This is a genomic window from Streptomyces sp. 2-1 (assembly GCF_048564895.1).
GTDB lineage: Bacteria > Actinomycetota > Actinomycetes > Streptomycetales > Streptomycetaceae > Streptomyces > Streptomyces phaeochromogenes.
In genome coordinates this window covers 4,920,370-4,945,463 of record NZ_CP183383.1, presented here as the reverse complement: position 1 = coordinate 4,945,463, position 25,094 = coordinate 4,920,370, and the positions used below count along the sequence as shown (strand labels likewise).

General features: G+C 70.1%; 29 protein-coding genes. 14 read left to right on the top strand and 15 right to left on the bottom strand.

The window, feature by feature from the left end:
- Positions 1-2: 2 nt before the first annotated feature.
- From ACN20J_RS21760 to ACN20J_RS21740, 5 genes are all read left to right on the top strand, one after another.
- Positions 3-770 (top strand): cytochrome c biogenesis CcdA family protein, encoded by a 768-nt coding sequence (locus ACN20J_RS21760; RefSeq protein ID WP_189844885.1) that lies wholly within the window; start codon positions 3-5, stop codon positions 768-770.
- Positions 771-773: 3 nt separating this feature from the next.
- Positions 774-2,627 (top strand): cytochrome c biogenesis protein ResB, encoded by a 1,854-nt coding sequence (gene resB / locus ACN20J_RS21755; RefSeq protein ID WP_419666569.1) that lies wholly within the window; start codon positions 774-776, stop codon positions 2,625-2,627.
- Positions 2,624-3,733 carry a c-type cytochrome biogenesis protein CcsB gene (ccsB, locus tag ACN20J_RS21750; protein ID WP_190230975.1) on the top strand — a complete coding sequence of 370 codons (1,110 nt, stop codon included), beginning with the start codon at positions 2,624-2,626 and terminating at the stop codon, positions 3,731-3,733. Before resB ends, ccsB begins: the two co-directional genes overlap by 4 nt.
- A 158-nt stretch (positions 3,734-3,891) precedes the next feature.
- Positions 3,892-4,479, top strand: coding sequence for an RNA polymerase sigma factor (locus ACN20J_RS21745; RefSeq protein WP_361922038.1), 588 nt, complete (start codon positions 3,892-3,894; stop codon positions 4,477-4,479).
- Positions 4,476-5,573, top strand: coding sequence for a CU044_5270 family protein (locus ACN20J_RS21740; protein ID WP_419666568.1), 1,098 nt, complete (start codon positions 4,476-4,478; stop codon positions 5,571-5,573). The genes ACN20J_RS21745 and ACN20J_RS21740 overlap by 4 nt, the downstream gene beginning before the upstream one ends.
- A 24-nt stretch (positions 5,574-5,597) precedes the next feature.
- Here the strand turns inward: ACN20J_RS21740 and ACN20J_RS21735 are convergent, their stop codons facing one another.
- From ACN20J_RS21735 to ACN20J_RS21725, 3 genes are all read right to left on the bottom strand, one after another.
- Positions 5,598-6,728, bottom strand: a complete 1,131-nt coding sequence (locus ACN20J_RS21735; protein ID WP_419666567.1) for a hypothetical protein — start codon at positions 6,726-6,728, stop codon at positions 5,598-5,600.
- A 156-nt stretch (positions 6,729-6,884) separates the two neighbouring features.
- Positions 6,885-7,886, bottom strand: coding sequence for an isopenicillin N synthase family dioxygenase (locus ACN20J_RS21730; protein ID WP_361921996.1), 1,002 nt, complete (start codon positions 7,884-7,886; stop codon positions 6,885-6,887).
- Complete coding sequence (locus ACN20J_RS21725; RefSeq protein WP_190230979.1) at positions 7,879-8,346, bottom strand: nucleoside deaminase; 468 nt, start codon at positions 8,344-8,346, stop codon at positions 7,879-7,881. Before ACN20J_RS21725 ends, ACN20J_RS21730 begins: the two co-directional genes overlap by 8 nt.
- 173 nt (positions 8,347-8,519) lie before the next feature.
- Between ACN20J_RS21725 and ACN20J_RS21720 the strand changes: the two genes are divergently transcribed.
- Together ACN20J_RS21720 and ACN20J_RS21715 are read left to right on the top strand one after the other, a co-directional pair.
- A complete protein-coding gene (locus ACN20J_RS21720) occupies positions 8,520-9,038 on the top strand; it encodes a YqeB family protein (RefSeq protein WP_419668923.1) in 519 nt (172 codons plus the stop codon).
- 72 nt (positions 9,039-9,110) lie between these two features.
- Positions 9,111-9,767, top strand: coding sequence for a DUF6518 family protein (locus ACN20J_RS21715; protein WP_190230981.1), 657 nt, complete (start codon positions 9,111-9,113; stop codon positions 9,765-9,767).
- A gap of 7 nt (positions 9,768-9,774) precedes the next feature.
- Here the strand turns inward: ACN20J_RS21715 and ACN20J_RS21710 are convergent, their stop codons facing one another.
- Both ACN20J_RS21710 and ACN20J_RS21705 read right to left on the bottom strand, forming a co-directional pair.
- On the bottom strand, positions 9,775-10,542 hold the full coding sequence (locus ACN20J_RS21710) for a VOC family protein (protein WP_190230982.1): 768 nt from the start codon (positions 10,540-10,542) through the stop codon (positions 9,775-9,777).
- 122 nt (positions 10,543-10,664) lie between these two features.
- Entirely contained in the window at positions 10,665-11,120 is a 456-nt protein-coding gene (locus ACN20J_RS21705; protein ID WP_190230983.1) for a GNAT family N-acetyltransferase, read from the bottom strand.
- Between the two features lie 250 nt (positions 11,121-11,370).
- Between ACN20J_RS21705 and ACN20J_RS21700 the strand changes: the two genes are divergently transcribed.
- Complete coding sequence (locus ACN20J_RS21700) at positions 11,371-12,381, top strand: hypothetical protein (RefSeq protein WP_190230984.1); 1,011 nt, start codon at positions 11,371-11,373, stop codon at positions 12,379-12,381.
- Positions 12,382-12,601: 220 nt separating this feature from the next.
- On the opposite strand, the gene ACN20J_RS21695 is transcribed toward ACN20J_RS21700, so the two are convergent.
- From ACN20J_RS21695 to ACN20J_RS21675, 5 genes are all read right to left on the bottom strand, one after another.
- Positions 12,602-13,594, bottom strand: coding sequence for an aldo/keto reductase (locus ACN20J_RS21695; RefSeq protein ID WP_419666566.1), 993 nt, complete (start codon positions 13,592-13,594; stop codon positions 12,602-12,604).
- Positions 13,595-13,651: 57 nt separating this feature from the next.
- A complete protein-coding gene (locus ACN20J_RS21690) occupies positions 13,652-14,110 on the bottom strand; it encodes a nuclear transport factor 2 family protein (RefSeq protein WP_419666565.1) in 459 nt (152 codons plus the stop codon).
- 148 nt (positions 14,111-14,258) lie between these two features.
- Positions 14,259-15,053 (bottom strand): ABC transporter permease, encoded by a 795-nt coding sequence (locus tag ACN20J_RS21685; RefSeq protein WP_189844873.1) that lies wholly within the window; start codon positions 15,051-15,053, stop codon positions 14,259-14,261.
- A complete protein-coding gene (locus ACN20J_RS21680; protein WP_419666564.1) occupies positions 15,050-16,048 on the bottom strand; it encodes an ATP-binding cassette domain-containing protein in 999 nt (332 codons plus the stop codon). The genes ACN20J_RS21685 and ACN20J_RS21680 overlap by 4 nt, the downstream gene beginning before the upstream one ends.
- A 116-nt stretch (positions 16,049-16,164) precedes the next feature.
- Positions 16,165-16,839 (bottom strand): DUF4097 family beta strand repeat-containing protein, encoded by a 675-nt coding sequence (locus ACN20J_RS21675; RefSeq protein ID WP_419666563.1) that lies wholly within the window; start codon positions 16,837-16,839, stop codon positions 16,165-16,167.
- 256 nt (positions 16,840-17,095) lie between these two features.
- Between ACN20J_RS21675 and ACN20J_RS21670 the strand changes: the two genes are divergently transcribed.
- On the top strand, positions 17,096-17,827 hold the full coding sequence (locus ACN20J_RS21670) for a GbsR/MarR family transcriptional regulator (protein WP_189844870.1): 732 nt from the start codon (positions 17,096-17,098) through the stop codon (positions 17,825-17,827).
- Between the two features lie 12 nt (positions 17,828-17,839).
- Here the strand turns inward: ACN20J_RS21670 and ACN20J_RS21665 are convergent, their stop codons facing one another.
- Complete coding sequence (locus ACN20J_RS21665; RefSeq protein ID WP_419666562.1) at positions 17,840-18,865, bottom strand: quinone oxidoreductase family protein; 1,026 nt, start codon at positions 18,863-18,865, stop codon at positions 17,840-17,842.
- Positions 18,866-18,972: 107 nt separating this feature from the next.
- Between ACN20J_RS21665 and ACN20J_RS21660 the strand changes: the two genes are divergently transcribed.
- Entirely contained in the window at positions 18,973-19,299 is a 327-nt protein-coding gene (locus ACN20J_RS21660) for an ArsR/SmtB family transcription factor (protein ID WP_189844868.1), read from the top strand.
- Positions 19,300-19,368: 69 nt separating this feature from the next.
- Here ACN20J_RS21660 and ACN20J_RS21655 read toward each other — a convergent pair whose 3' ends face one another.
- Positions 19,369-20,481 carry a sensor histidine kinase gene (locus tag ACN20J_RS21655; RefSeq protein WP_190230989.1) on the bottom strand — a complete coding sequence of 371 codons (1,113 nt, stop codon included), beginning with the start codon at positions 20,479-20,481 and terminating at the stop codon, positions 19,369-19,371.
- Positions 20,482-20,746: 265 nt separating this feature from the next.
- Positions 20,747-20,971: a hypothetical protein gene (locus ACN20J_RS21650; RefSeq protein WP_419666561.1), complete on the bottom strand. Its 225-nt coding sequence runs from the start codon at positions 20,969-20,971 to the stop codon at positions 20,747-20,749.
- A 118-nt stretch (positions 20,972-21,089) separates the two neighbouring features.
- On the opposite strand from ACN20J_RS21650, the gene ACN20J_RS21645 reads away from it, so the two are divergent.
- The 4 genes from ACN20J_RS21645 to ACN20J_RS21630 all read left to right on the top strand — a co-directional run bounded on the left by ACN20J_RS21645 (position 21,090) and on the right by ACN20J_RS21630 (position 23,711).
- Positions 21,090-22,037: a helix-turn-helix domain-containing protein gene (locus tag ACN20J_RS21645; RefSeq protein ID WP_364195970.1), complete on the top strand. Its 948-nt coding sequence runs from the start codon at positions 21,090-21,092 to the stop codon at positions 22,035-22,037.
- On the top strand, positions 21,994-22,113 hold the full coding sequence (locus tag ACN20J_RS21640) for a DUF397 domain-containing protein (protein ID WP_257678096.1): 120 nt from the start codon (positions 21,994-21,996) through the stop codon (positions 22,111-22,113). The genes ACN20J_RS21645 and ACN20J_RS21640 overlap by 44 nt, the downstream gene beginning before the upstream one ends.
- A gap of 139 nt (positions 22,114-22,252) precedes the next feature.
- Entirely contained in the window at positions 22,253-22,438 is a 186-nt protein-coding gene (locus ACN20J_RS21635; RefSeq protein ID WP_189844865.1) for a hypothetical protein, read from the top strand.
- A gap of 316 nt (positions 22,439-22,754) precedes the next feature.
- Entirely contained in the window at positions 22,755-23,711 is a 957-nt protein-coding gene (locus ACN20J_RS21630) for a DMT family transporter (RefSeq protein WP_419666560.1), read from the top strand.
- Here the strand turns inward: ACN20J_RS21630 and ACN20J_RS21625 are convergent.
- A complete protein-coding gene (locus tag ACN20J_RS21625; RefSeq protein WP_189844864.1) occupies positions 23,614-24,510 on the bottom strand; it encodes a LysR family transcriptional regulator in 897 nt (298 codons plus the stop codon). The two genes, ACN20J_RS21630 and ACN20J_RS21625, sit on opposite strands and share 98 nt — an antisense overlap.
- 40 nt (positions 24,511-24,550) lie before the next feature.
- Positions 24,551-25,006: a PLD nuclease N-terminal domain-containing protein gene (locus ACN20J_RS21620; protein ID WP_419666559.1), complete on the bottom strand. Its 456-nt coding sequence runs from the start codon at positions 25,004-25,006 to the stop codon at positions 24,551-24,553.
- Positions 25,007-25,094: the final 88 nt, after the last annotated feature.

The following is a 25,094-nucleotide window of genomic DNA, read 5'->3' as shown; positions in this document are numbered from 1 at the left end:
TCGTGTCCCTTCTCGTAGCCGCGGGCACCGACCCCAACCAGACCGTCCTCACCGGGGCGCTGGTACTCGCCATCCCGATCGCCGTACTCGGCGGACTCGTCTCCTTCTTCTCACCGTGCGTACTGCCGCTGGTGCCCGGTTATCTGTCGTACGTCACCGGCGTCGGCGGCACCGACCTGGGTGACGCGAAGCGCGGGCGGATGGTGGCGGGCGCCTCGCTCTTCGTGCTCGGCTTCTCCGCCGTGTTCGTCTCCGGCGGCGCCCTCTTCGGGTACTTCGGCTCGACGCTGCAGGAGCACCAGAGCGTCCTCTCCAAGGTGCTCGGCGGGCTCATGATCGCGATGGGCATCTTCTTCCTGGGCCTGATGCCCTGGCTCACCCAGCGCGAATTCCGCTTCCACAAGCGGCCGGTGGCCGGTCTCGTCGGGGCCCCTGTGCTCGGCGCGCTCTTCGGCATCGGCTGGACGCCCTGCATCGGACCGACGCTCGCGTCCGTGAACGCGCTCGCCTTCGACCAGGCGAGCGCCGGCCGTGGGGCCATACTGACCATCGCGTACTGCGTCGGTCTGGGCGTGCCCTTCGTCGTCGCGGCCGTCGCCTTCCGCAAGGCGCTCGGTGCCTTCGGCTGGGTCAAGCGCCACTACGTGTGGGTGATGCGCGTCGGTGGCGGAATGATGATCGCGACCGGTCTGCTGCTGCTGACCGGCGCGTGGGACAGCATCGTGCAGGAGATGCAGGGCTGGTCCAACGGCTTCACGGTAGGGGTCTGATCCATGGGCACGACACGGGACACGGACGTGCGGACCGGTGAACGAGGCACGGACGTGCCGACCGGTGAGGGGAACGACGCCGCCGCGACCGACACCGCCGCGGCGCGGGACGCGGGCGAACTCGGCGCCGCCGGGGCGCAGCTGTCCACCGCGCCCCGGGACACGGTCGTACCGGGCTCCTTCGGTGGTGTGCGCGCCCCCGGCGCGGCGGGATGGCTGGCGTGGACCGGCCGCGAGATCCTCGGGTGGGCCCGCTGGTTCTGGCGGCAGCTGACCTCCATGCGGGTCGCGCTGATCCTGCTCTTCCTGTTGTCGCTCGGCGCGATCCCCGGTTCCCTGATCCCGCAGACGGGCCAGGACGAGACCAAGGTCGCCGACTTCATGGGCCGGCACGAGACCCTGGGGCCGATCTACGAGAAGCTCGGCCTCTTCAACGTCTACAGCTCGGCGTGGTTCTCGGCGATCTACATCCTGCTGTTCATCTCGCTCATCGGCTGCATCGTGCCCCGCACCTGGCAGTTCGTGGGCCAGCTGCGCGGCAGGCCGCCGGGCGCCCCGCGACGGCTGAACCGGCTGCCCGCGTACACGACGTGGCGCACCGAGGCCGAGCCCGAGGCGGTCCGCGAGGAAGCCCTGAAGCTGCTGACGCGGCGGCGCTTTCGCGCGCATGCCGCCGGGGACGCCGTCGCCGCCGAGAAGGGCTACCTCCGGGAGGTCGGCAACCTCGCCTTCCACATCGCGCTGATCGTGATGCTGATCGCCTTCGCCTGGGGCCAGCTCTTCAAGTACGAGGGCAACAAGCTGATCGTCGAGGGCGACGGCTTCGCCAACACCCTCACGCAGTACGACGACTTCAAGTCCGGGAGCCTCTTCAGCACGGACGACCTGGAGCCGTTCAGCTTCGTCCTGGACAACTTCAGGGGTACGTACGAGCCGAGCGGGCCCAACAAGGGCACCCCGCGCACGTACGAGTCCCACGTCACCTACAGCGAGGGCTCCGACGGCAAGGAGAAGCAGCGGACGATCAAGGTCAACGAGCCGCTCGACATCGCCGGCACGAAGGTCTACCTCGTCAGCCACGGGTACGCGCCCGTCGTCACCGTCCGGGACGGCAAGGGCGACGTCGTCTACAGCCAGGCCGTGCCGCTGCTGCCGCTCGACTCCAACGTCACCTCCACCGGTGCGATCAAGGTCATGGACGGCTACCGCGACGCCCAGGGGAAGAAGGACCAGCTCGGCTTCCGGGCCTTCTTCCTTCCGGCGTACGGCGGGGCGAACACCGCGGTGGTCTCGCAGTTCCCCGCGCTGCTCAACCCGGTGCTGAACCTGGAGGCCTTCCACGGCGACCTCGGTGTGGACTCGGGACTCCCGCAGAGCGTGTACCAGCTCGACAAGAAGAACATGAAGGGCTTCAAGGACTCCAAGGGCAAGCAGCTCAGGGAGAACCTGAAGCCCGGCGAGACCATGAAGCTCCCGAACGGCGCCGGCTCGATCACCTTCGAGAAGGACATCAAGGAGTGGGCCGGCTTCCAGGTCACCGAGCAGCCCGGCTCCGGCTGGGCCCTCGCCGGAGCCCTCACCGCCATCTTCGGCCTCGCCGCGTCCCTCTTCATCCAGCGCCGCCGCGTCTGGGTCCGCGCCACCGCCGGTCCCGACGGCGTCACCGTCGTCGAGATGGCCGGCCTCGGCCGCAGCGAGTCCGCCAAGGTCCCGGAGGAACTGGGCGACCTGGCCGGGATCCTGTACGACATGGCGCCGGGCGCCCCCGACACACCGGAGTCCGACCCGGCCCCGGAAGCAAAGACCTCCACCCCCGAACCCCCCGCCGTACCTGCCGCCGAAGGGGCTGAGAAGTGACTCTCGCCGCCGCAACCGAGCTCGCCGCCGCGACCAACGAAAACCTCGCGAACCTCAGCAACACGCTGATCTACTCCGCGATGGCCGTCTACACGCTGGCCTTCTTCGCGTACATCGCCGAATGGCTCTTCGGCAGCCGCAGCAAGGTCGGCCGGACGGCCGCCGCGCTGACCGCGGACAAGGACGCCAAGAGCAAGAAGGCGGCGGCTCCCGCGGTCACCGTGAAGAACGCGGGCGGAACCGCCGTACTGGAACGGCCCAAGGTCGTCACGCGGGCCGCACCCGGCTCCCGGGACGTGCCGGACGGGCCGGGCGCGCACGGCGGGGACGAGCAGGGGGACCTCTACGGGCGTATCGCCGTGTCCCTGACCGTGCTCGCCTTCCTCATCGCCTTCGGCGGTGTGCTCACGCGTGCTCTGTCGGTGCAGCGGGCGCCGTGGGGCAACATGTACGAGTTCAACATCACCTTCTCCACCGTCGCCGTCGGTGTGTACCTCGCGCTGCTCGCGATGAAGAAGAACGTCCGCTGGATGGGCCTCTTCCTGGTGACCACGGTCCTCCTCGATCTCGGTCTCGCCGTCACTGTCTTGTACACCGCCAGCGACCAGTTGGTTCCCGCCCTCCACTCGTACTGGCTCTACATCCACGTCTCCACCGCGATCTTCTGCGGTGCCGTCTTCTACGTGGGCGCGGTCGGCACGATCCTGTACCTCTTCAAGGACTCGTACGAGAACAAGCTGACGACCGGCGGGAAGCCCGGCCGTTTCGCCACCTCCGTCATGGAGCGGCTGCCCGCGTCGGCGTCGCTCGACAAGTTCTCGTACCGCGTGAACGCCGCCGTCTTCCCGCTGTGGACGTTCACGATCATCGCGGGCGCGATCTGGGCGGGCGACGCGTGGGGCCGCTACTGGGGCTGGGACCCCAAGGAGACCTGGTCCTTCATCACCTGGGTCGCCTACGCCTGCTACCTGCACGCCAGGGCCACCGCCGGCTGGAAGGGCCGCAAGGCCGCGTACATCGCGCTCATTGCCTTCGCCTGCTGGCTGTTCAACTACTACGGCGTGAACATCTTCGTCACCGGCAAGCACTCCTACGCGGGCGTCTGACTTCTCCATCCGACACTCCCGTACGACACCCGCCGTCTGACACCCTCGTACGACCGAGGCCGGTTCCATGTGACGCACGTCACGGGAACCGGCCTTCGTTGTACGGACAGGTGGGGGACGTGGAGACGAATCAGGGGGACCGCCCGAGCCGGCGGGAGTTGCGCGCGCGTATCCGGGCCGGGGACGCGGAGGCGTTCGGGGGGCTCTTCGACGCGTACGCGCGCTCCGTCTACAACCACGCGTTCCGGCTGACGGGGGACTGGGCGGGGGCCGAGGACATCGTGTCGCTGACGTTCCTGGAGGCCTGGCGGCTGCGGGAGCGGCTGGACGCGGAGGGCGGTTCGCCGCGGCCGTGGCTGCTCGGCATCGCCACGAACGTGGCCCGCAACAGGCGCCGGGCCGCCCGGCGTCACACGGCGGCAGTGGCACGGCTGCCGCCCGCCGAGGCCGAGCGCGACTTCGCCGACGAGGTCGCCGCCCGGATCGACGACGTGGAGTACCTCAGGTCCGTACGCGTCGCCGTCGACCGGCTGCGCCGGCCCGAGCGCGAGGTGCTCGCGCTGTGCGTCTGGGGCGGCCTCGACTACGCCGCCGCCGCGGAGGCGCTCGGCATCCCGGTCGGCACGGTGCGCTCCCGGCTCTCCCGGGCGCGTACGAAGCTCGCGGCGGAACTCGCCGGCGGGCGCGGACAGATGAGGGACGGCCGCCCGTCCGTGGCCGGGCCCATCCAGGAGGGGAACCAGTGAGCACGATTCCCGAGAAGGACCTCCCGCCGGGCCGCCACCGCGTCCTGAGGGAGCATCTGATGCGCGAGATCACGAACGAGACGAGCGATACGGGCGAGACGGACAAGGCGCACGACACGAGCGAGACCCCGCCGCCGGTACGGCCGCCCCTCTGGCGCCGCCCGGCCTTCGTGGCCCCGGCCCTGGCGGGCGCCCTGTCGGTGGCCGTCGTCCTCGGTGTCACGGTGACCCGGGACGCCACCGGGCCGTCGGCCGGGCCCGGCATCGCGTCGAGTGACCGCACGCCCGACACCATGAACCGGCAGAGTCCCGCCGAGGTGCTGGAGCGGATCGCCCGGGCGGCGGAGAAGGAGCGGCTCCCGCGGGTGCGCGACAACCAGTTCGTCTACTCCGAAGTGGAGAACTACCACTGGAAGATGAACCCCGGCCTGCGGATTCCCGACGGCTGCCTCATGACGCAGGAGGGCCACCCGTACGGCGTGGAGCAGTCCTGGAAGTCCGTCGACGGGCAGAGCGAGGGCCTGCGCCGCGAGCACGCGGACGGGAAGGGCAGCGGCGGCGACGGCGACTACGTGGAGAACACGATCGCCCGTCAGCTGCCCGGCAAGACCATGCCCGAGTACTTCCGGCAGGTCGAGGAACTGCCCACCGACCCCGAGGGGATGTACCGGTGGCTCTACGGGCTGGAACCCGGCGAGCGGGCGTCCGGCAAGCGGTCCGACGACGTGAAAGCGTACGAGAAGGTCGCGACTCTGCTGACCGGCCAGCTCCTGCCGCCGAAGACCGCCGCCGCGCTCTACCGGGCCGCCGCCCGCATTCCCGGCCTGTTCGTAGTGGACGGTGCGCGGGACGCGGCGGGGCGGCAGGGAGTGGCCGTCGCCATGAAGGGCGCGAGCCTCTCCTGGACACCCGACCGGGTCGGTGCTCGCAGCGAGCTGATCTTCGACGAGAAGACGGACAAGTTCCTGGGCGAGAGCACGGTCCGGATCACCGGGCCGAAGAACGAGTGCGACGTCCTCGACAAGGGCGACCTGGTCGAGTCCGTGGCGGTCGTGGACCGGGGGATCGTCGACGAGACCGGCCGGCTGCCGTAGCTGTCACTACGGCAGCCGTGGCTGTCACAGACCGGCTTCCACAGCCTGTGGAGAAGCGGTGGCGGGTGGCGGCAGCGGTACGAGCAAGGCGTGGGACGAGACCGTGCCGCCGGGCTCCCAGCCGGTGGCGCGGGCCACCTCCGGCAGGGCTCGGCGTGCGGCGTTGTGCAGGGAGGGGTGGCCGTCGCCGCGCAGCCCCGCGAAGAACGCCACCCGGTCGGCGATGCCGTCGGCCCGGTCCCGCAGCACGGAGCCGATGAGCCCGACACCGGCCGTGGCCTGGACGTTGTCGACGAGGACGACCGGACGTCCGGGCCGGTGCGTGCGCTGTACGGCACCGGTGTAGGCGTCGTCGAGGTCGGCCAGCAGGGCCCGTACGAGATATCGCTCGGCGTGGGTGCGGGAGTCGCCGCCCGCCCTGAAGTGCCCGGAGAGCAGGATGAGTCCGAGCTTCGGGTTGCCGCCCGCGCTCGGGCAGTCGCGGTACCAGGTGGCGGCCTTCCGCAGCCGGCGGTGGGTGGGCGTGACGCCCTCCGAGAAGACCTCCAGGGTCGCCTCGATGATGGGCGCGACGACCGACCCCGTACCGGAGGGCGCGGCGACCGGCCCCGTACCGGACAGTGCGTCGACCAGTCTGGTCGACACCCGGCCGACCCAGCGGCCGGTGAATCCGGCGACCCAGGAGCCGGTGTCGTTCAGCAGCAGGATCCGTTCGGCCTCCTGGCGGATGCGGGGCAGGTCGCGGTCGCGCCAGCCGCCCGCCGCCACCGCCAACAGCCCTGCCGTCAGCCGGGGGAAGGCGATCCGCCCGGCGCCCGCGACCGGTTCGGCGAGCTGCTCGGCGATCGTCAGGACGGCCTGGGACACCGGCGACCAGGCCTCGCCGGGCCGCCGCGCCGGGGGCCGCGCGAACAGCTCGTCCTCGCAGTCGATCAGCGCGAGGGGCGTCTGCCCCGCGTAGGCGGCGCGGAGTTCGCCGAGCACCGCGCTCTTGCCGAGCCCGGGTCCGCCGGTGAAGACCACGAACGGCGGCTCCTTCGCGTACTCCAGAGGAGTCGGCCCGTGCTGGAACGGGCACAGCCCGACAAGCCGTGCGACGAGGCCGGGCGGATCCGTGTCGAACAGCGCCCCTCGGCCGTGCAGCCCACTGTGCACCGCATCTCCCCCTGGGGCGGTCCGGTTCTCCGTGCTGTGGAGAGGTGTATCAACAGCAGGACGGAGAGGGGGAGTTGATTCGGAGTAGGCCGCATGATGTCCGGCAGCTTGCGAAAGTGTCGCCGCGGTTGGCGGAGACTGATCGCGGAATCGGCGTCAGACCACGGTGATCGAGTCCAGTTTCGCCCGCAGATACGTGTGCGAGTCCACCGGCTCGTGGGCCACCCGTCCCACCGGAGCCGGGACGGACTCGACGACGGTGCCCGGGGTGCACTCGCCGAAGTAGACGAGGGACATCAGCTCCTCGGCGGGGGCGTCGGCGGGCGGCGGCAGCACGCGGTGACGGCCGGAGCGCCACCGGTCTCCCGTCCAACGGGCCATCAGATCACCGATGTTGATGGTGAAGGCCTCCGGGTCGAAGGGTGCGTCCTCCCAGCCGCCCTCGTCCGTGTAGACCTGCAGACCGCCCTTGCCGGCCTGGCGGTCGAGGATGGTGACCGTGCCGAAGTCGGTGTGCGGGCCGATACGGAACTGGCCTTCCTCGGGCTCGCCGACGACCTCCGTACCCGGGTACCAGTTGATGTTGAAGCCGAAGGTCGGGTGGCTCATGTGGCGGGTGAAGAAGTCGGCTTCGAGGCCGAGGGACGCGCCGAGCAGTTCCAGGAGATGGTTCTCCAGCTCTGCCATCCGGGCCAGGTACTCCTCGCACAGCGCCCGGAGCCCGGGGGCCTCCGCGGGCCAGACGTTCGGCGCGCACCACTCCGCGTCGATCTCCGGGTCGTCGAAGGGCTCGTCGGTCGCGAAGGACAGGGACTCCTTGAGGTCGGGCGGGGTCTCCGTGCCCTCCGAGTAGGCGTTGGCCTCGGCACCCGGGCCGAGCCAGCCGCGGCCACCGACCTTGACGGCGTACGGCTGCTTCACCTCGGCGGGCAGCCGGAAGAAGGCGCGGGCGGCCTCGCGGATCTCCGCGCGGAGGGCGGGATCGACGCCGTGGCCGGTCACCAGGAGGAAGCCGGCGGTCCGGAGCGCGGAGTCGACCGTACGCGCGATCTCCTCGCGGGCCGCCGGGTCGCCGGAGACCCAGGGCCGCAGATCGACGGTCGGGATACGGGGGGTACGGGCCGTACGGGGACTGCTGGGGGTGGTGGCGTCACTCACCGATGTCCTCATTCCACAGCTCGGGTCGGTCCTTGATGAAGTCGCGCATCAGGGCGGTGCACTCGGGGTCGTCAAGGAGCACGATCTCGACGCCGTGTTCGGCGAGCCAGTCGTGCCCGCCGTGGAAGGTCTCGGCCTCCCCGACGACGACCCGGGAGATCCCGAACTGCCGGACGAGACCGCTGCAGTACCAGCAGGGGGAGAGGGTGGTGACCATCGTCGTGCCCCTGTACGTACGCTGCCGTCCCGCGTTCCGGAAGGCGGCCGTCTCCGCGTGCATCGACGGATCGCCGTCCTGGACGCGCCGGTTGTGCCCGCGCCCCAGCAGTGTGCCGTCCGCTCCGTACAACGCGGCCCCGATGGGGATGCCGCCCTCCTCCAGCCCCGTGCGTGCCTCCTCGACAGCGGTGGCCAGCCATGCGCGTGCCTGTGCCTGTGCCTGTGCCTGTGCCTGATCCATGCCTTCCACTTTCCTGTTTCCTTCGGCCGGTATGCCGGGGCAACGTGCGGAAAGTACCCGGTGGACGACCAAAGTTGCGGGCACATAGACCATCGGCCGACGACCGGACGGCCCCGTGCTCGTGAGACTGGAGACCGCACCATCGGCGCCGATCGGGGAGAAGCAGCGTGGACATGGAGAAGAGCGGCCCGGATCCGCGGGACGGGACGGTGGCGGGCTCGGGGGAGGCCACCGTCCTCGCGGAGCCGGTCTGGCAGCTCATGCTCGTCTGCGTGGGGTGCGGGGGCGTGGGCGGCTGGCTGCTCACGCTCCTGGCCGACCTGTGGCTGTCGCTGCCCTGGGTGCCGATGAAGGGACCGGCCCGGCTGCTGACCTCCGTCCCCGAACCCTGGCTCACCGTCGGCGCGGTCGTCGTGGGCCTCGCGCTGGGCGTGCTGGTCGGGTTCATCGCCGTGTACGAGTCCCTGACGGCCCGTATCTCCGACAGCGGTGTGGTCCTCACGATCAGGGACTCGGACCAGGAGTTCGCGCGCGACGAGATCGCCCTCGCGTGCCGGGACGGCAAACAACTCGTCCTGGTCGCCCCGGACGGCGGGGAGTTGGCCCGGGAGCGCTGCGGCCTGCCCTGGCGCCGCCTCGCCGAGGCCTTCACAGCGCACGGCTATGAGTGGGGAGCGCCGCGGGGGGCCTAGGGCGCCGGAGCCTCCGCTGCGAACGAACGAAGGCTATACACCGTGCGTATACGTCGTGTGTATAGTGCGGGCATGTCTACCGGAACCGTGTCCCGTCGCGACACCTCCGCCGGCGTCCTCACCGCTACGGCGACCATCACCGCGACCGCTGCCTTCGGGCTTCTGCTCGGCTGGGCGACTTACGGCCTGCACGGGACGGCGCCCCTGCTGGAGCGGGCGACCAACTCGGTGTCCACCTGGATCATTTGGACCGCCGCGGCCGGTGCCCTGATACGTACCCGGCCGCTCGCTGTCTGGGGCGGGGCGTCGATGATGCTCGCCACCTGCTGCGGCTACTACACGGCGTCCACGCTCGGGGACACCTTCGGGGCCGGAGGGCTCGGAACCGCCGCCGTGTGGTCGGTGGCCGGGCTGGCCGGAGGGCCGCTGCTGGGGTGGGCCGGGTGGACGGTGCGGCGCGGGCGGGGGCACGTACGGGCGGTGGCCGCGGCGGCCGTCCCGATGGTGGTGCTGGGGGAGGGACTCTGGCTGGGTCTGGCGCTCGGCTACTGGGGAGAGGCGGCCGTCTTCCTGGCCGTCGGCGCGCTGTTCACCGCCCTCCTCACCGGCTACCTGGCGCGCGCCGGGGTGCACCGCTACTGGCTGTGCGCCGCGCTCGTTCCCGTCGGCGCTCTCGCCTTCTACCTCGCCGAGAAGACCATCCTCGACGGCCTGCTCGGATCGGTGTGACTCTGTCCTAGGCGGGCCTGGTGATGACCGAGAACTCCACGCCGAAGGGGTCCGTGAGGGTGGCGATTCGGCCGTACGGGCTGTCCTCGGGGGTGTCGGCGATGCCGCCCGCCGCGACGGCACGGCCGACGACGGCATCCGTGTCGGCCACCTCGAACGTGGTCGCCCAGGCGGACCTCGGGGCGCCCGGGAAGCCGAAGATGCCGCCGATCTCGTGGCCGTCCGGGCGGCGCAGGAAGGTGAAGTCGAGGTCCGGGAGGGTCTTGTTGCCGTCCAGGGTGTAGTCGAACACGGTCGTGTAGAAGGCCCGGGCGGGTTCGGGGTCCGGGGTGACCAGGTCGTTCCGTACGAGCGAGTCGGGCTCGTTCACGACCTCGCAGCCGACGTGGGCCCGGGCCTCCCAGAGACCGAAGCGGGCGCCGACCGGGTCCTCGGCGAGGGCCGCGCGGCCGTGCTCCCCGATGTCCGTCGGGGCCGTGAGCACGGAGCCGCCCGCGTCGGCGATCCGCTTGGCGGTGCCGTCGCAGTCCGCGGTCGCGAAGTACATGGTCCAGTCGGGGTTCGTGCTCGTGTCGGTCGGGGCGGCCTGCGCGATGGCCGCGACGGGGCGCCCGCGCAGCAGGCACACCGTGCCGAGGCCGGTCTTCGCGGTGTCCGGTGCGTACTCCCATCCGAAGAGCGCGTTGTAGAACTCCAGCGCGCGTTCGAGGTCGGGCACCCTGAGGTCGATCCACGTGGGCGTACCGTCCGGCTGGATGGTGGTGACGAGGCTCATGGGGGGCTCCTTGGTCGGTCGTCGGCAGCCGGCCGTCCGTGAACGGAGGCGGTGAGCCCGACGCTAGGAGCCGTGTAGGCCAGACCATGTCCTATACGACAAGGACTCCGGTACGGCGTGCCTCACGCCAGCCGTAGGTCGATCCAGAGGGCGCTCTCGCCTGGCAGCGTGTACCGGTCGAACTCGACGAATCCGTGCCGTTCCGCGAACCGGAGTCCTTCGGTGTTGGCGGCCAGCACGACGGTCTCGATCCGCTGGGCGCCGAGTTCGCGGGCCTGCGCCAGCGCCCGTACGTAGAGCTGCTCGCCGAGTCCTTGGTGGCGGTGGGCGGGGAGTACGCGGGCGATCACGGTGGCCGTCGCCGTGTCGTCCGTAGGAGGGCGCACCGTCGTACACCCGACGAGGACGCCGTCGGGTCCGTCGCCGAGGTAGGCGACCTCCAGGTGATTCCGTCCGGCCCGTTCCCGCACCTCGTCGAGGTCCATGGCGGCCGGCGGCACGATCACGTTGTGAACGTGCCGCCAGTCTTCGAGCAGGGGCTCGGTGGCGTCGACGCGTTCGATACGAAGGTCAGTCATGGCGGCAGGAAATCCCCGCGGGCGGGTGGGCGTCAACTGGGTTGTGTTCAGCCTGAACATGCGACTGACGGTCATTGCGGCATGACCACCCACTCGGCAAGTTCTGGTAAACGCACTGGCGCGCCGAAACTCCGGCCTGATTGGATGTTCGACAGTTGCTGATCTTGCATTGTCCGGCCAGATCTACGGCCACGCGCACGACTGATGCCCGTCCATCCGCCATCCGCTTCAACGTTTGCAGCGAGGTGCCATGAGCGCGTTAGACAGACCCAACTCCCGAATAAACCGCCGTACCCTGCTCAAAGCCGGTGGCGCCGCAGCCGTCGGGCTGGGGGCCACGGTGCTGGGCGCGACGCCGGCGAGTGCGTCCGTTCCCGTCTCCATGCGATTCGTCCTGGGAGGCACCGGCGGAAACCCGATCTGGAAGAGATCGCTGCACGCCAACTGGGTGCTGCAGTCCTTTGGTTACGACTCCGTCAATGACCAGATCTACTTTCTCCAGCACAACAGCACGAACACCAGCGCCGAGAACTTCGGCGACATCTGGGTCACCAGGACCGATCTCGCGGGCAATGAAACGGGCTCCATGGCGCTCCACGGCTTCGGTCATGGAGTGTCCGTCGCCGTAGAGCCGTACAACGGCAAGGTCTATCTCTGGACGGAGACCTTGGGTGCCTACAACGGCACCGGTAACGCCAGCGAGGCCAACGAGGGCTTCTACGGCACTCGTATGGGCCGATTCGAATTCATCAACGGCGCGGTCTTCGAGAGGAACGATTCCCGGATTCAGGACCGCACTCCCACCATCAGCGATGTGGTCAGGAACCCGCAGCCCGTCATCGACCCGTCCACCAATCGTCTGCTGGTCCGCTATTCGAATGGCACTCAACGCCGCATCGTGGCCTTCGACCTCAGTGATGCGCGCGCCGGTCGCCTCGCCGACGCCGACAGGCTCATCGAACGGGCCCTTCCGGACCCCGTCGCCACCCACCAGGGGTTCGCCGCGTACGGGTCCTTCGCATATCTGCTGGAGGGGGGCACCAACAGTGCTTCCTACCTCCGGACCATCGATCTCAACGACGTCGGCTCTTCCGTCGTCGAGACCTTCGAAACCACGGCCGGCCAGTCGCTGCCCGCCCGCGAGCCCGAGGGCATGAGCATCTGGCTCGCCCCCGAGCCACGACTGTGCTTCGGCTTCGAGTCGAACACGGGGGGCGTCCGCCAGGCCAGCGTCTTCTTCAAGGACCAGCGGGTGTGGTGAGCGCAGTCCCACCGACCCCACCCAGCCCGTCCGGCGTTTGAGGACGAGGCCGTTCAGGCTGGTCCCCACCCACCCCCGGTTAGCTCCTGCCCACCCACCCACCTAGCCCGTCCGGCGTTTGAGGACGAGCGCGTTCAGCGCGATACGGGGGTTCGGGGGCGGAGCCCCTGAAAAGGGACGGGAATGGGTAGGGGCGGCGGGGGCGAAGAAAAGCCCCTCCCTACGCGGGCGTCGGCGCCTCCTCCGGAAGCAACCCGGCCGTCTTCACCGCCGCCCAAAAGTCCCCCGGAACAGGCTGGTTGAAGAGAGACACCGTGTCCGCCACCTCCGCAGGCGAGCGAGCGCCGACGACCACGTTGGTGACCGCAGGGTGGGCAAGCGGAAACTGAACGGCCGCCGCGAGGGGCGGAACACCGAAGTCCGCGCAAACCTGCCTCAACGCCCCGATACGCGCGGCCAGTTCAGCAGGAACGGACGCGTACCCGTGCGGAGCCCCCGGCCGCGGATCCGCCAACAACCCCGACTGATAGACCCCCGCGGCCATGACAACCACCCCCCGCTCGACACACAGCGGCAGCAACTCGTCGAGCCCCGACTGGTCGAGAAGGTTGTACCGCCCGGCCAGCAGCACACAGTCGGGCCCGGGAACGGCGGCCTCCCGCAGGAAGCGCGCCGCCACGGGCGCATGGTTGACGCCGAGGGAGACCGCACCGATGACACCCTCGGCCCGCAGATCGGCCAGCGCACGATACGCCTCGCCCACCGCCGCCCCGAAGTCCTCGTCGGGATCGTGGACATGGAGGACGTCGATCCGGTCGAGCCCCAGCCGCGCCAGGCTCTCCTCGACCGACCGCAGCACCCCGGCGTACGAGTAGTCGAGCCGGGGCCCGACCCCGGCCGGCGGGTCCGCCCAGATCGGCTGGGTGTCCGGCCCGCCGGGCTCGATGAGCCGCCCCACCTTGGTGCACAGCACATACGCGTCACGGGGCCGCGAGGCGAGGGCCGCGCCCGTACGGGTCTCCGAGCGCCCGTACCCGTACACGGGAGCCGTGTCGAAGAGTCGTACGCCCAACTCCCAGGCGGTGTCGATGGTGGCGGCGGCCTGTCGCTCGGGCACGGGCTCGAACAGGCCGCCCAGGGAGGCGAGTCCCAGCCCGAGACGGCTGACCTGAAGTCCCGTGCGGCCCAGTGGTACGAGGTCGTCGGCTCTCATCACCAACCTCTCCCCACGACACGATCCCTCTAACACGACCCGCTCAACGCAACACACCTACTGGGACAGGGCGGTGACCACCGCCGGCAGGCGGCCCATCGCATGCGCCACGCCCAGCCCGTCCATGTAGTCGCGGACATGTGTGATCAGGCCGTCGTGGACCCGGATCACCAGAAGGCCGGGGAAGCTGAAGGACCGGCCGGTCGTGGTAACGGTCCCGGTGACGACCTGCTCGACGGTGATCACCTCGGGGTCGGTGCTGTCGTGCACGACGACGTCACGGATGTCCCGCGGTCGCGCCGGGCTCGCGCCCCAGGCCGCCCGGTAGCCCGCGCGCACCTCCTCGCGCCCCTGGTACCGCTCGGGCATGCCCGGGAAGAGGAACGGGAACTCGTGGACGGCGTCCACCGCGTAGAGGTCGGCCAGGTCGTCCGCGGAACCGTCGAGCATCGCCTGCTGATAGCGGGCCAGGACCTCACGGGGGCCGGGGGAGTTCTCGGCTGCTGTGTCCGGCATGGCATCAGTCTCCCTTCGTTCGGGTCTCCAGTCTGCGTCGGTCTCGCCGGGGACGCCGACAGGGCGGCGTACGCCCACGTGGTGTCGGGGTGCGCCGCCCTGGGGGCGGGACGAGTTGCGGGGGAGGTGACCCGCGCTGTCACGGCGGTTACTTCGGGTCGCTGTTGAACTTCGCGGTCGACCAGAAGTAGCCGAGCACCGCGAGACCCAGGCACCAGGCGAGGGCGAGCCAGCCGTTGTGGCCGATCTCGGTGCCGAGCAGCAGGCCGCGCAGAGTCTCGATGGCCGGGGTGAACGGCTGGTACTCGGCGATCGGCTGGAACCAGCCCGGCATGGAGTCGACGGGGACGAAGGCGCTGGAGATGAGGGGCAGGAAGATGAGCGGCATCGCGTTGTTGCTGGCCGCTTCGGCGTTGGGGCTGATCAGGCCCATGCCGACCGCGATCCAGGTGAGCGCCAGGGCGAAGAGCACGAGCAGTCCGAACGCCGCCAGCCACTCCAGACCCGTGGCATCCGTGGACCGGAAGCCGATGGCCACCGCGACGGCCCCGACGAGGATCACGCTGATCACGCACTGCAGCACGCTGCCGACGACGTGTCCGATGAGCACCGAAGGGCGGTGGATCGCCATCGTGCGGAAGCGGGCGATGATGCCCTCGGTCATGTCGTTGGAGACCGACACCGCGGTGCCGATGGTCGTGCTGCCGATGGTCATCAGCAGCAGGCCCGGGACGAGATACGCGATGTACGCGGACCGGTCCGGACCGCCGCCACCTCCTATACCCGCGCTCATCGTGTCGCCGAAGACGTACACGAAGAGCAGGAGCAGCATGATCGGGGTGAGCAGCAGGTTCAGGGTGAGGGACGGGTAGCGCCGGGCGTGGAGCAGGTTGCGGCGCAGCATCGTGGACGAGTCGCGGACGGCGAGGGAGAGGGTACTCATCGGGCGGTCTCCTTGGTCTGAGCGGGCTGGGTGGGCTGAGCGGGCTGAGCCGGCTGGTTGGGAACGTTGGCCGGGCCGGTGAGGGCGAAGAACACGTCGTCGAGGTCGGGGGTGTGCACGGTGAGTTCGTCGGCCTCGATGCCGGCCGCGTCCAGCCAGTCGAGGATGGAGCGCAGTTCGCGCTGGCTGCCGTCGCTGGGGATCTGGAGGGAGAGTGCCTCGTCGTTCCGGGTGGCCTCGCTGATCGCGACGGCGGCCGTCTCGTACGTGGCCGGGTCTTCGAAGCGCAGTCGTACGTGCCCGCCGGGGATGAGGCGCTTGAGCTCTTCGGCGGTGCCCTCGGCGGCGATCCTGCCGTCGTTCAGCACCGCGATGCGGTCGGCGAGTTCGTCGGCCTCTTCCAGGTACTGGGTAGTGAGGAAGACCGTCACCCCGCCCGTGACCAGTTCCCGGATGATGCCCCACATGTTGTGGCGGGAGCGCGGGTCCAGGCCGGTGGTCGGCTCGTCGAGGAAGATGATCCGCGGGTTGCCGACCAGGGTCATGGCGATGTCCAGGCGGCGTTTCATGCCGCCGGAGTAGGTGGAGGCGGGCTTCTTCGCCGCTTCCACCAGGTCGAAGCGTTCCAGGAGTTCGGCGGTGACCCGGCGGCCCTCCTGCTTGGACAGGTGGTGCAGGTCCGCCATGAGGAGCATGTTCTCCTCGCCGGTGATCAGTCCGTCCACCGCGGAGAACTGACCCGTGACACCGATCGTGGCCCGCACCCCCTGGGGGTCGGCGGCCAGGTCGTGGCCGCCGATGTGGACGTCGCCGGTGCCGGGGTCGGCGGAGATGAGCGTGGACAGGATTTTCACGGCGGTGGTCTTGCCGGCGCCGTTCGGGCCGAGCAGGGCGAAGACCGTTCCTTCGGGGACGGCCACGTCGACGCCGTCGAGGACGGTCTTGTCGCCGTAGGACTTGCGCAGCCCGTTCGCCGCGATGGCCAAGTCGGTCATGATGAGTGCTCCTTCAGAGCTGCGGAGGGTGAAGTCGTCCAGGGGCAGCGGACGTTGATGCCGTGCAGGGACAGCGGACGTTGAAGTCGTCCACAGGCTGCGGACGATGTGGTCGCTCAGAGGCTGCGGGCGGTGATGTCGCCGTAGGCGGTGGTCGCGCGGATGGTGAGGGCGGAGTCGGCGCCGTCGGTGTTCTTGAGTGCGTTGTTGATCCGGCCGTAGGTGGTGCCCGCGTCCAGGGAGGCGGAGACTCCGCGTGCGGCGCCGACCGAGATCTCGCCGGCCTCGGTGCGGAGTTCGACCGTGCCGCGCACGGCCTCGGTGATCTGGATACCGCCCTTCTGGGTGCTGATCTCCGCGTCGCCGCCCAGGCGGCCGACCGAGACGTCACCGGCGAGAAGGGTGAGGCGGGCGCTCGCGGTCTCGTCGAGCTTGACCGAGCCCTGCGCGCCTTCGAAGGCCACGTCACCGAGCCGACCGACGCCCCGGAACTCGGCACTGGCCGCCTTCGCCTCGACACGGGAGCCGACGGGCAGCTGGACGGTCACCTCGACGGATCCGGAGTGGCCGACGATCCGGTTCTTCGCCGGTGAGGCCTTGATCCTCAGGACACCGTCGTCGCCGTACGCGACCTCGGTCTGTTCCGCCGCCTTCACGTCGCGGCTGTTCGAGGTGTCCGCCGGAAGGACCTCGACGGTGGTGTCGGCCCGGTCGGCGGCGATGAACCGGATGCGTCCCGCAGGGATGTCGAGAACGGCGGAGATCGCGGCGGGGGTGTCGAACTTCTGCATGGTGTTCTCCTCGTGCGGTGCTTGTTCTGCACCGCTCGCTGTCTTGCGCTGCTGGTTTCTGGCAACGCAAACGCTACGTTGCGTTCATGGAGTGCGCAATGAGGTTGTTGCACTCGATCTGAATCACTGCAGCTCAGAGTGCAAATATCGTTGCAACCGTCTGAGATTTAATGCAACGTAAGCCCAACGCTCGTTGCATTGGGCTGCGAGTGAACGCTATGCTGGGCGCGTCAAGGAAGTACGAAAGGGGACCGCGATGCCGGGAGGCAGACTCACCCAGCAGGAACGTCAGCAGATCGGGCTGGGACTGGCCGACGGGCTCGCCTACGCGGAGATCGCCAGGCGTCTGGACCGTCCGACCTCGACGATCACGCGCGAGGTCATGCGCAACGGCGGCCCCACCGCCTACCGCCCCGACCTGGCCCACCGAGCCACCGAGCGCCGCGCCCACCGGCGCAGGCCGGCCGAGACCCGGGGGTCGGAGGCGCCCCCGCAGGCCCATGGGCGCGACGCGGAAGCCGTGCGCGAGTACGAGGAGACGTTCACGACCGTCTTCATGCAGCAGGGCCTGCCCAAGATGATGTCCCGGGTGCTCGCCTGCCTCTTCACCAGCGACACGGGCAGCCTCACCGCGTCCGAACTCGTCCGGCGTCTCCAGGTCAGCCCGGCGTCCATCTCCAAGGCGATCGCGTTCCTGGAGAGCCAGAACCTCGTCCGCCGGGAGCGCGACGAAAACCGCCGCGAGCGGTACACGGTCGACGACGACGTCTGGTACCAGTCGATGGTGGCCAGCGCCCGCGGCACCATCCAACTGGCCGAGACCGCACGGCAGGGCGTCGGCATCCTCGGCCCCGACACCCCGGCCGCCGCGCGCCTGGAGAACATCGCCCGCTTCCTCGACTACGTGAGCGAGAGCCTCATCCGCGCCGCGGACCAGGCCCGCGAGGTCCTCCACACGAAACCCGAGTCGACCGTGCCTGAGAGCTGAGCGGGAGCCTGGTCATGCGACCCGCAGCAACAGCTTCCCCGTGCTCGTCCGCCCGCCCATCAGCCGGTGCGCCTCGGACGCCTCCTCCAGCGGGAACTCCGCGGTCACCGGCAGGGATACGACCCCCTCCGCCACGGCCGCGAACGCCTTCTCCGTCAGGGCCCGCAGAGCGTCCGGCGCCGTCTGGGCCAGAGTCAGGATGGAGAAGCCGGAGACCGACAGGCCGGTCGGGTACAGCTCCGGCTGCCCGACCCGCCACGGCTCGGCCGAGCTCGCGTTGCCGAACGACACCAGGCGCCCGAAGACGGCCAGGGAGGCGAGGGACGCCCTGAAGGTCTCGCCACCGACCGGATCGAGGGCCAGGTCGACGCCCCGGCCACCCGTAGCCGCACGAACCTCGTCCACGAACCCCGCGGAGACCGTGGAGGCCGTGGAGTTCGTGGAGGCCGTGGAGTTGGTGGACGGGGCGACGAACACGTCGTCGTAGCCGTGGTCCAGCGCGTACTTCGCCTTCGCCGCGCCCGACACCACCCCGAACACCCCGGAGGCCCCCGCCGCCTTCGCCAACTGCCCCACCGCCGTGCCGACTCCGCCCGCCGCACCCTGTACGAGAACCGTCTCGCCGGGCTGCAGCCGACCCACCGCGTGCACGAGGGCGTACGCGGTCGGCAGGACCGTGGGCAGCGTGGCGGCCGTACGGAGGTCCACGCCGGACGGCAGCGGGAAGACGGTCGTCGCGTCGGCCACGACCACGTCCGCGTACGCGCCGCCGTTCGTGAGGGCCGCCACCTCCTGGCCGACCTCGACACCCGACACGCCCTCGCCGAGCGCCCGGACCCGGCCCGAGACCTCAAGGCCGGGGACGAACGGCAGCGACGGTACGCGGTAGCCCTCGCCCCGCGCCTTGAGGTCGGCGAAGTTCACCCCCGTGTACGCCACGTCCACGCTCACCTGGCCGGGGCCCGGCTCGGGCACCTCCGTCTCCACCGTCCTGAGGACCTCGGGGCCGCCGTACTCCTGGACCTGAACCGCGCGCATGCCACACTCCCCGGTCGACTGTTCAATGAAAAGCGAACACTCCGGAGTGTATGGTTTTCGTCGAACACTCGGCAAGCGGAAACGACCGTGCTCAAGGGGAGGCGGACATGGCGGAACGCGTCAGCCACCGGGCGGCCCCCGAGCACACCCACCCCGACGAGGTCCCGGTCCTGACCGCCCTCGCCGCCCTCTCCGATCCCGTACGCATCACGCTCGTACGGGAGCTCGCGGGGTCCCCCGTCTGGACGCGCAGCTGCGGAAGCTTCGACGTGCCGGTCGGCAAGGCGGCCCTGAGTCATCACTTCTCCGTGCTGCGCGGCGCGGGACTCGTCGAGCAGCGCGACGAGGGCGTCAGGCGCGTCAACCGTCTGCGCCGCGAGGAGTTCGACGCCCGCTTCCCGGGGCTCCTCGCGCTCGTCCTGCGCGAGGACTGACCCGTACGTCCGACTTTCTGCGCGAGGGCGACCAGGCGGCGCAACACCGGCCGGTGGGCGGTCGGTTGGTCAGTCGGTCGTCGCCGGCAGTCGCAGTCGGGTCCGGTAGCCGCCGTCCTCCGTCGGGCCCGCCTCGAAGGAGCCGTCGAGGTTCTCGGCCCGTTCGCCCAGACCGATCAACCCCTGCTGGGAGCCGGGCAGTTCGAGAGTCGGACGGGTCGGCGGGGTGTTCGTGACGGTCACGCCCAGCTCGTCGCCCAGGTGCCACAGCTGTACGGTCGCCGTCGCGCCGGGCGCGTGTTTGCGTACGTTCGTGAGGGCCTCCTGCACGGTCCGGTAGACCGCGCGCTGGGCCGGGGCCCCGATACCGGGCGGCAGTTCGCCCTCCAGGCACACCTCGATACCGCTCGTGTCGATCAGTTGGCGCAGGTCCGCGAGCGTCGGCTGCGGGGTCAGCTCGGTCGTACGGCCGCCGGAGGCACGCAACAGCGTGACCATGTGCCGCAGTTCGTCGAGTGTCGTGACACTGAGCTCGCGGATCGCCCGGGCGGCCTCGCGCGAGCCCGGGTCCGGCGCGCCGACCTGCAGCGCCCCGGCCCGTACGGCGATGAGGCTCACCTGGTGGGAGACGACGTCGTGCATCTCCCGGGCCAGCTGGGCCCGTTCGCGGGCCAGTACGTTCTGGGCGTGCAGCTGCCGCTCGTGTTCGCGTGCCTCCTCGATCTCGACGAGCCGGACCGCGGCGTCGCGCCGGGCCTGGACCAGCTGGCCCAGGAAGACCGGGGCCGCCGCGGTGGCCAGCAGGTAGACGAAGTTGACGAAGGTCCAGGTGCGGTCGTCCGACGCGTACTCCGACAGCGGCCACGGCATGGCGGAGGCCGCCGCGGACGCGGTGGCGCAGACGGTCAACAGGCGCCGGTCCCGGCTGAGTTCGGCCAGTGTGTAGAGGGCGGCCAGGGGCACCACCACGACCGACGAGAACAGTGCGGCGGGCAGCGACAGCAGGAAGACGGGCAGCGGGAAGCGCCGCCGCACCGCGAGGGCCGCGCAGGCGGCGACCGAGAGGACCACCTCGACCGGGGTGTCCCGGTCGAGCTGCCACCACACGTCCAGCGCCGCGAGGGTGACGAGCAGCGAGTCCGTGAGCCGGGCCGTCCACGCCGCACGCGGACGCCCGGTCATGAACCGCCAGTTCCCCTTGCCCCTCGCCTTTACCGTCAAAGCCCTGCTTCCCCGTGGTCGGCGCGATGTCCCTGACGGTGCATGTCTTCCACCCCGGCCGCACGCAGATGCCGTCTCAGCAGCACATCGGCGTCGGTCTCAGCGCTGCGGTCGCGCCAGGCGCGGGCGTCGTCACGTCGTATCGCGAGCTCCGTGCACGCCGGGCAGCCGGGGACGGGTACGGGCGGACGGCTCAGGTCTCCCTCCTCCGTGGCCTGACGTCCCGTCACAATGCCCTCTCCGAGCGCCTGTTGGCGGCCTTGAGAGCCGCCGCCAGCCGTTCGTCGGCGGTCGCCGGGCGGATCCGCTCCGGGTCGGCCTGCCACTCCCGGCCGCCGCCCACCGGGCGCAGCATCGCGTACGGGCCTGTCGCGTCCCGGTACTCGCCGACGCGTTGCGTCACCGGGTCGTAGACGAGGGCTCCGCGTTCCGGCGCTGTTTCTGCTTCCACTGACGCTCCGTACGTTGGCTCATTACTCTGGGTGCATCAAGCGTTGCTGAACGGAGCAGCCCGTTTCAACGCATGACGCGTGCCACTGGCGCACTGTCACGGAGGGGGAACGGACGCCGTGAGTCGACGCAACGCCGAGGGGGGTTCGGCGGTCACGACCGCCGCCGTGTTCGGGGAGGTCCTGAAGCACTTCCGCGAGACCGCCGACCTCACCCAGGAGGGCCTGGCCCGCCAGATCCCCTGCGACCGCTCGCACGTGGCCCGCGTGGAGGCCGGTACGCGCGTCCCGCAGGACACGTTCGCCAAGTCTTGCGACGAACTGCTGGGTACGGGTGGGGTGTTGGTGCGGTTGTGGAGTCGGATCGACTGGTATCCGCAGGTGGAGCATCCGGATTGGTTCGAACGCCGGGTACGCATGGACTCGGAGGCGGACGCTGTGCGTGCCTACCAAGCCCAGGTCATGCCAGGTCTGTTGCAGACCGAGGACTACGCGCGGGCACTGTTCTCCCGCCACATCGTCGATACCGAGGAAGTGGAGGAGCGTGTCAGGGCGCGACTGAGTCGGCAGCAGCGCTTTCTCGCCCCGGACGGCCCGCTGTTCGTCGCGATGATGGACGAGAGCTGTCTGCGCAACGTCATCGGTAGCGCGGCTGTCATGCGTGACCAGTGCGCGCACCTGCTGACCGTGGGGCAGCGGCCCAACATCCGGATCCAGGTGGCTCCGGCGGCCCGTCCCGGACTCGACCGTCCCAATGCCTCGATGTCGCTGATCAACCTGCCTGACGGGCACAACTGGGTGTACTCGGAATCCCTGGACCGTGGTCATTTCAACGACGATCCAGCCGCCTATGCGCGCCACAGCCAGACCTATGATGTGCTCAGGGCGGACGCTCTGTCGGCTCCGGAGTCCGCCGCTCTGATCAGCGCGGCGATGGAGGGGTACGAGCAGCATGAACACTCAGGCGTTCAGCGCGGCGACGTGGATCAAGAGCAGCTACAGCGGCACAAACGGCGGGGACTGCATCGAAATCGCCCCCGGCATCCCCGGCATCGTCCCCGTCCGTGACAGCAAGAACCCCACCGGCCCCGTTCTGCTCATCCAGCGAAGCGCCTGGGCGGTGTTCGTGGCGGGCGTCCGGTAGGAGACGCCAACTCCTTTGGTGGGGCTAGCTGTACCTCCACTCGGGAGGTCGCTTCATGGTGGTGAGGAGCGGGCGGCGGGATGGTTGTACCCAGACGCTCCCGGAGGTTCACAGCCTCTCCGCCCGGAAGGAAACCGCCATGAACATCCCCGTCACCCCCGCCACCGTCGTCGCGGCCCCCGAGAGTGAGCTCGGGCCGCTGCTGGATGCCTGGGACCAGGCGCACACGGCCGCCACCGCTGATCCCGAGTGGCGGCATCTGCTGGACGAGATGGCGCATCCGCGCACGACGCAGGCGTTCTACCGGCTGGCGGCGGGGCGTTGATCGGGGGCCTTTTCTCGCCCCCGCCGCCCCTTCCCGTTCCCGTCCCTGGGGGCTGCCGCCCCCAGACCCCCGCTATCGGCCTGAACGGCCTCGTCCTCAAACGCCGGACGGGCTGAAGTTGTCGGCCCGGGCTGCGAAATCTTCAGCCCCTCCGGCGTTTGAGGAGCGGGGGTTCGGGGGCTGGCCCCCGAAAAGGGACGGGAATGGGTAGGGGCGGCGGGGGCGAGAAACGTCATCGGGCGGACCGATGGCCCCATCGACAGGACGCCCCGGTGGGGCGTGGACCCGTACCGGCAGCCGCTCGTAGCTTCGGGGCATGGCTACAGACAGCTCGTCCGAGCGCAAGGGCACCGTTCAGCTGACCGCCGCGATGGTCCTCTCCGGAACCCTCGGCATCTTCGTCGTGGAGTCGGGCGCCTCGCCCTTCAACGTCGTGTTCTTCCGCGTCCTCTTCGGCGCCCTGGCACTCGCCACGTACGCCCTCGCCCGCGGCTACTTCCGGAACCACGGACTCACCCCGCGCAAACTCGGACTCGCGGCCCTCGGCGGCCTGTTCATCGTCTTCAACTGGGTCTTCCTCTTCCAGTCGTACGAGAACACGTCGATCTCGGTCGCGACCGTCGTCTACCACACGCAGCCCTTCTACGTGGTGCTGCTAGGCGCCCTCCTCTTCCGCGAACGCCTCACCGCCGCGAAGGCGGGCTGGATCGCGCTCGCCTTCGTGGGCCTGATCCTCGTCTCCGGCGTCAGGCCCTCGGACTTCACGGGCGGCGACGGCACGTACCTCCTGGGCGTCGGACAGGCCCTCCTCGCCGCGCTCCTCTACGGCCTCTCCACCCTCGTCACCAAGCGCATCACGGGCGTACGCCCGCACCTCATCGCCCTCGTGCAGGTCGTCGTCGGAATCCCGCTGCTGCTCCCCTTCGCCGACTTCGGCGCGATGAGCGGCACGGGCGCCGACTGGGGCTGGCTGGTCGGCCTCGGCGTCATCCACACGGGCCTGATGTACGTCCTGATGTACGCCGCCTACGCCCAGCTGCCGACCGCCAAGATCGCCGTACTCGCCTTCACCTACCCGGCGGTGGCGATGTTCGCGGACTGGGCGGTGTACGGGCACCACATCGGACTCGTCCAGGCGCTCGGCGTCCCGCTGATCGTGGCCGCGAGCCTGAAGGTCACCCTTGCTCGGCAACCAGCTTCCGCGCCTGCTCCACGAACAGCCGCGCGTGCGCCGGAAGCCGCTTCCCGGACCGCCACGCCAGTTGAGTACTGAGGGTGAAGGGCGGCTCCCAGCGCAGGGCCACGAGCCGGCCGTCGGCAAGCTCCTCCGCCACCGTCACCGCGGGCAGGAGGGCGATGCCGAGGCCGGCCGCCGCCGCCCGCTTGGTCGCCTCGATCGTGCCGAACTCCATGAACGAAACCGGCTCCGCGGACCGGGTGTTGAGCTCCTCCTCGAACAGGTCCCGGTAGGCGCAGCCCGGCTCGGTGGCCAGCAGCGGCTCGCGTACGAGATCGGCGGTCGAGACGGCCGACACGGCCGCTCCCGCGAGGGGATGGCCGGGCGCCGCCACCAGCGCCAGCGGCTCCTCGGCGAGCAGCGTGACCTCAAGACCCGCGTGCTCCGTCTCCCGCTCCATCAGGAAACCCACGTCGTACGTGCCCTGCCGCAGCGCCTGCCGGGTCTCGTCACCCAGCGTCGGACGCATGGACAGCCGGACCCCGGGATAGCGGTGGTGGAACAGTTCGAGGAGCGGGGACAGACGGTAGGACGTCAGCGACTCCATCGTGCCGACCGTCAGCGTGCCCGAGGGCTCCTCCGTACCGACGACCGCCGCCCGTGCCTCCTCGCTCAGCTCGATGATCTGCCGGGCGTAGGGGACGAGCCGGTCGCCCGCCTCGGTCAGCCGGATGTGGCTGCCGAGCCGGTCGAAGAGCTGCACCCCGAGCGAGGACTCCAGGGCGCGGATCTGGCTGGTCACGCTGGACTGGGCGTACTTCAGCTCGGCCGCCGCCTGCGTGAAGCTCAGCACGGTGGCGACCTTCTCGAAGGTGACCAGCAGACGGATCTCCATCTCAGGGCTCCATCTCAGAACTGCGTCCCAGGACCGCGCGTCAGGGCTTCGGCGGAGCCGAGTCGTCCGGGCCGTCGCCCGAACCGCCCTCGCGCCGCTTCAGCTCCTCCTCGCGGCGGCGGAGGTCGTCCTCCCAGTTCTTGAGGTGCGCCTCGTCGTCCGTCACGGCGTCCGTCGGGCCGTCCTCGCTGCCGCTGCCGCTGTCCTTGCCGGCGTCCTTGCCCTTGTCCTTGCTGTCGTCCTTGAGGGACTTCAGGAACTCCGGGTTGTCGTCCGGTGCGACCCAGCCGCCCCGGCCGGAGGAGAGACCGCGCGGCTTGCGCTGGTGGCCGACGATCAGCCAGGAGATGGAGCCGACGAGCGGGAACAGCAGCACGAGGATCGCCCAGAGGGGCTTGGGGATGTACCGGATGTCCTTCTCGTCAGTGGTGATGCAGTCGATGAACGCATAGATGCTGAGCCCCAACGGCACCAGAATCATCAGCACCCGAAGCATTCGGCGGTCCCCCTGCGTGTGGAGAGTGGAGATGCGTGCGAGATCGGGGCCGGGTGAGCGGCCCCCGTTACAGGTTCAGCGTAGCGAG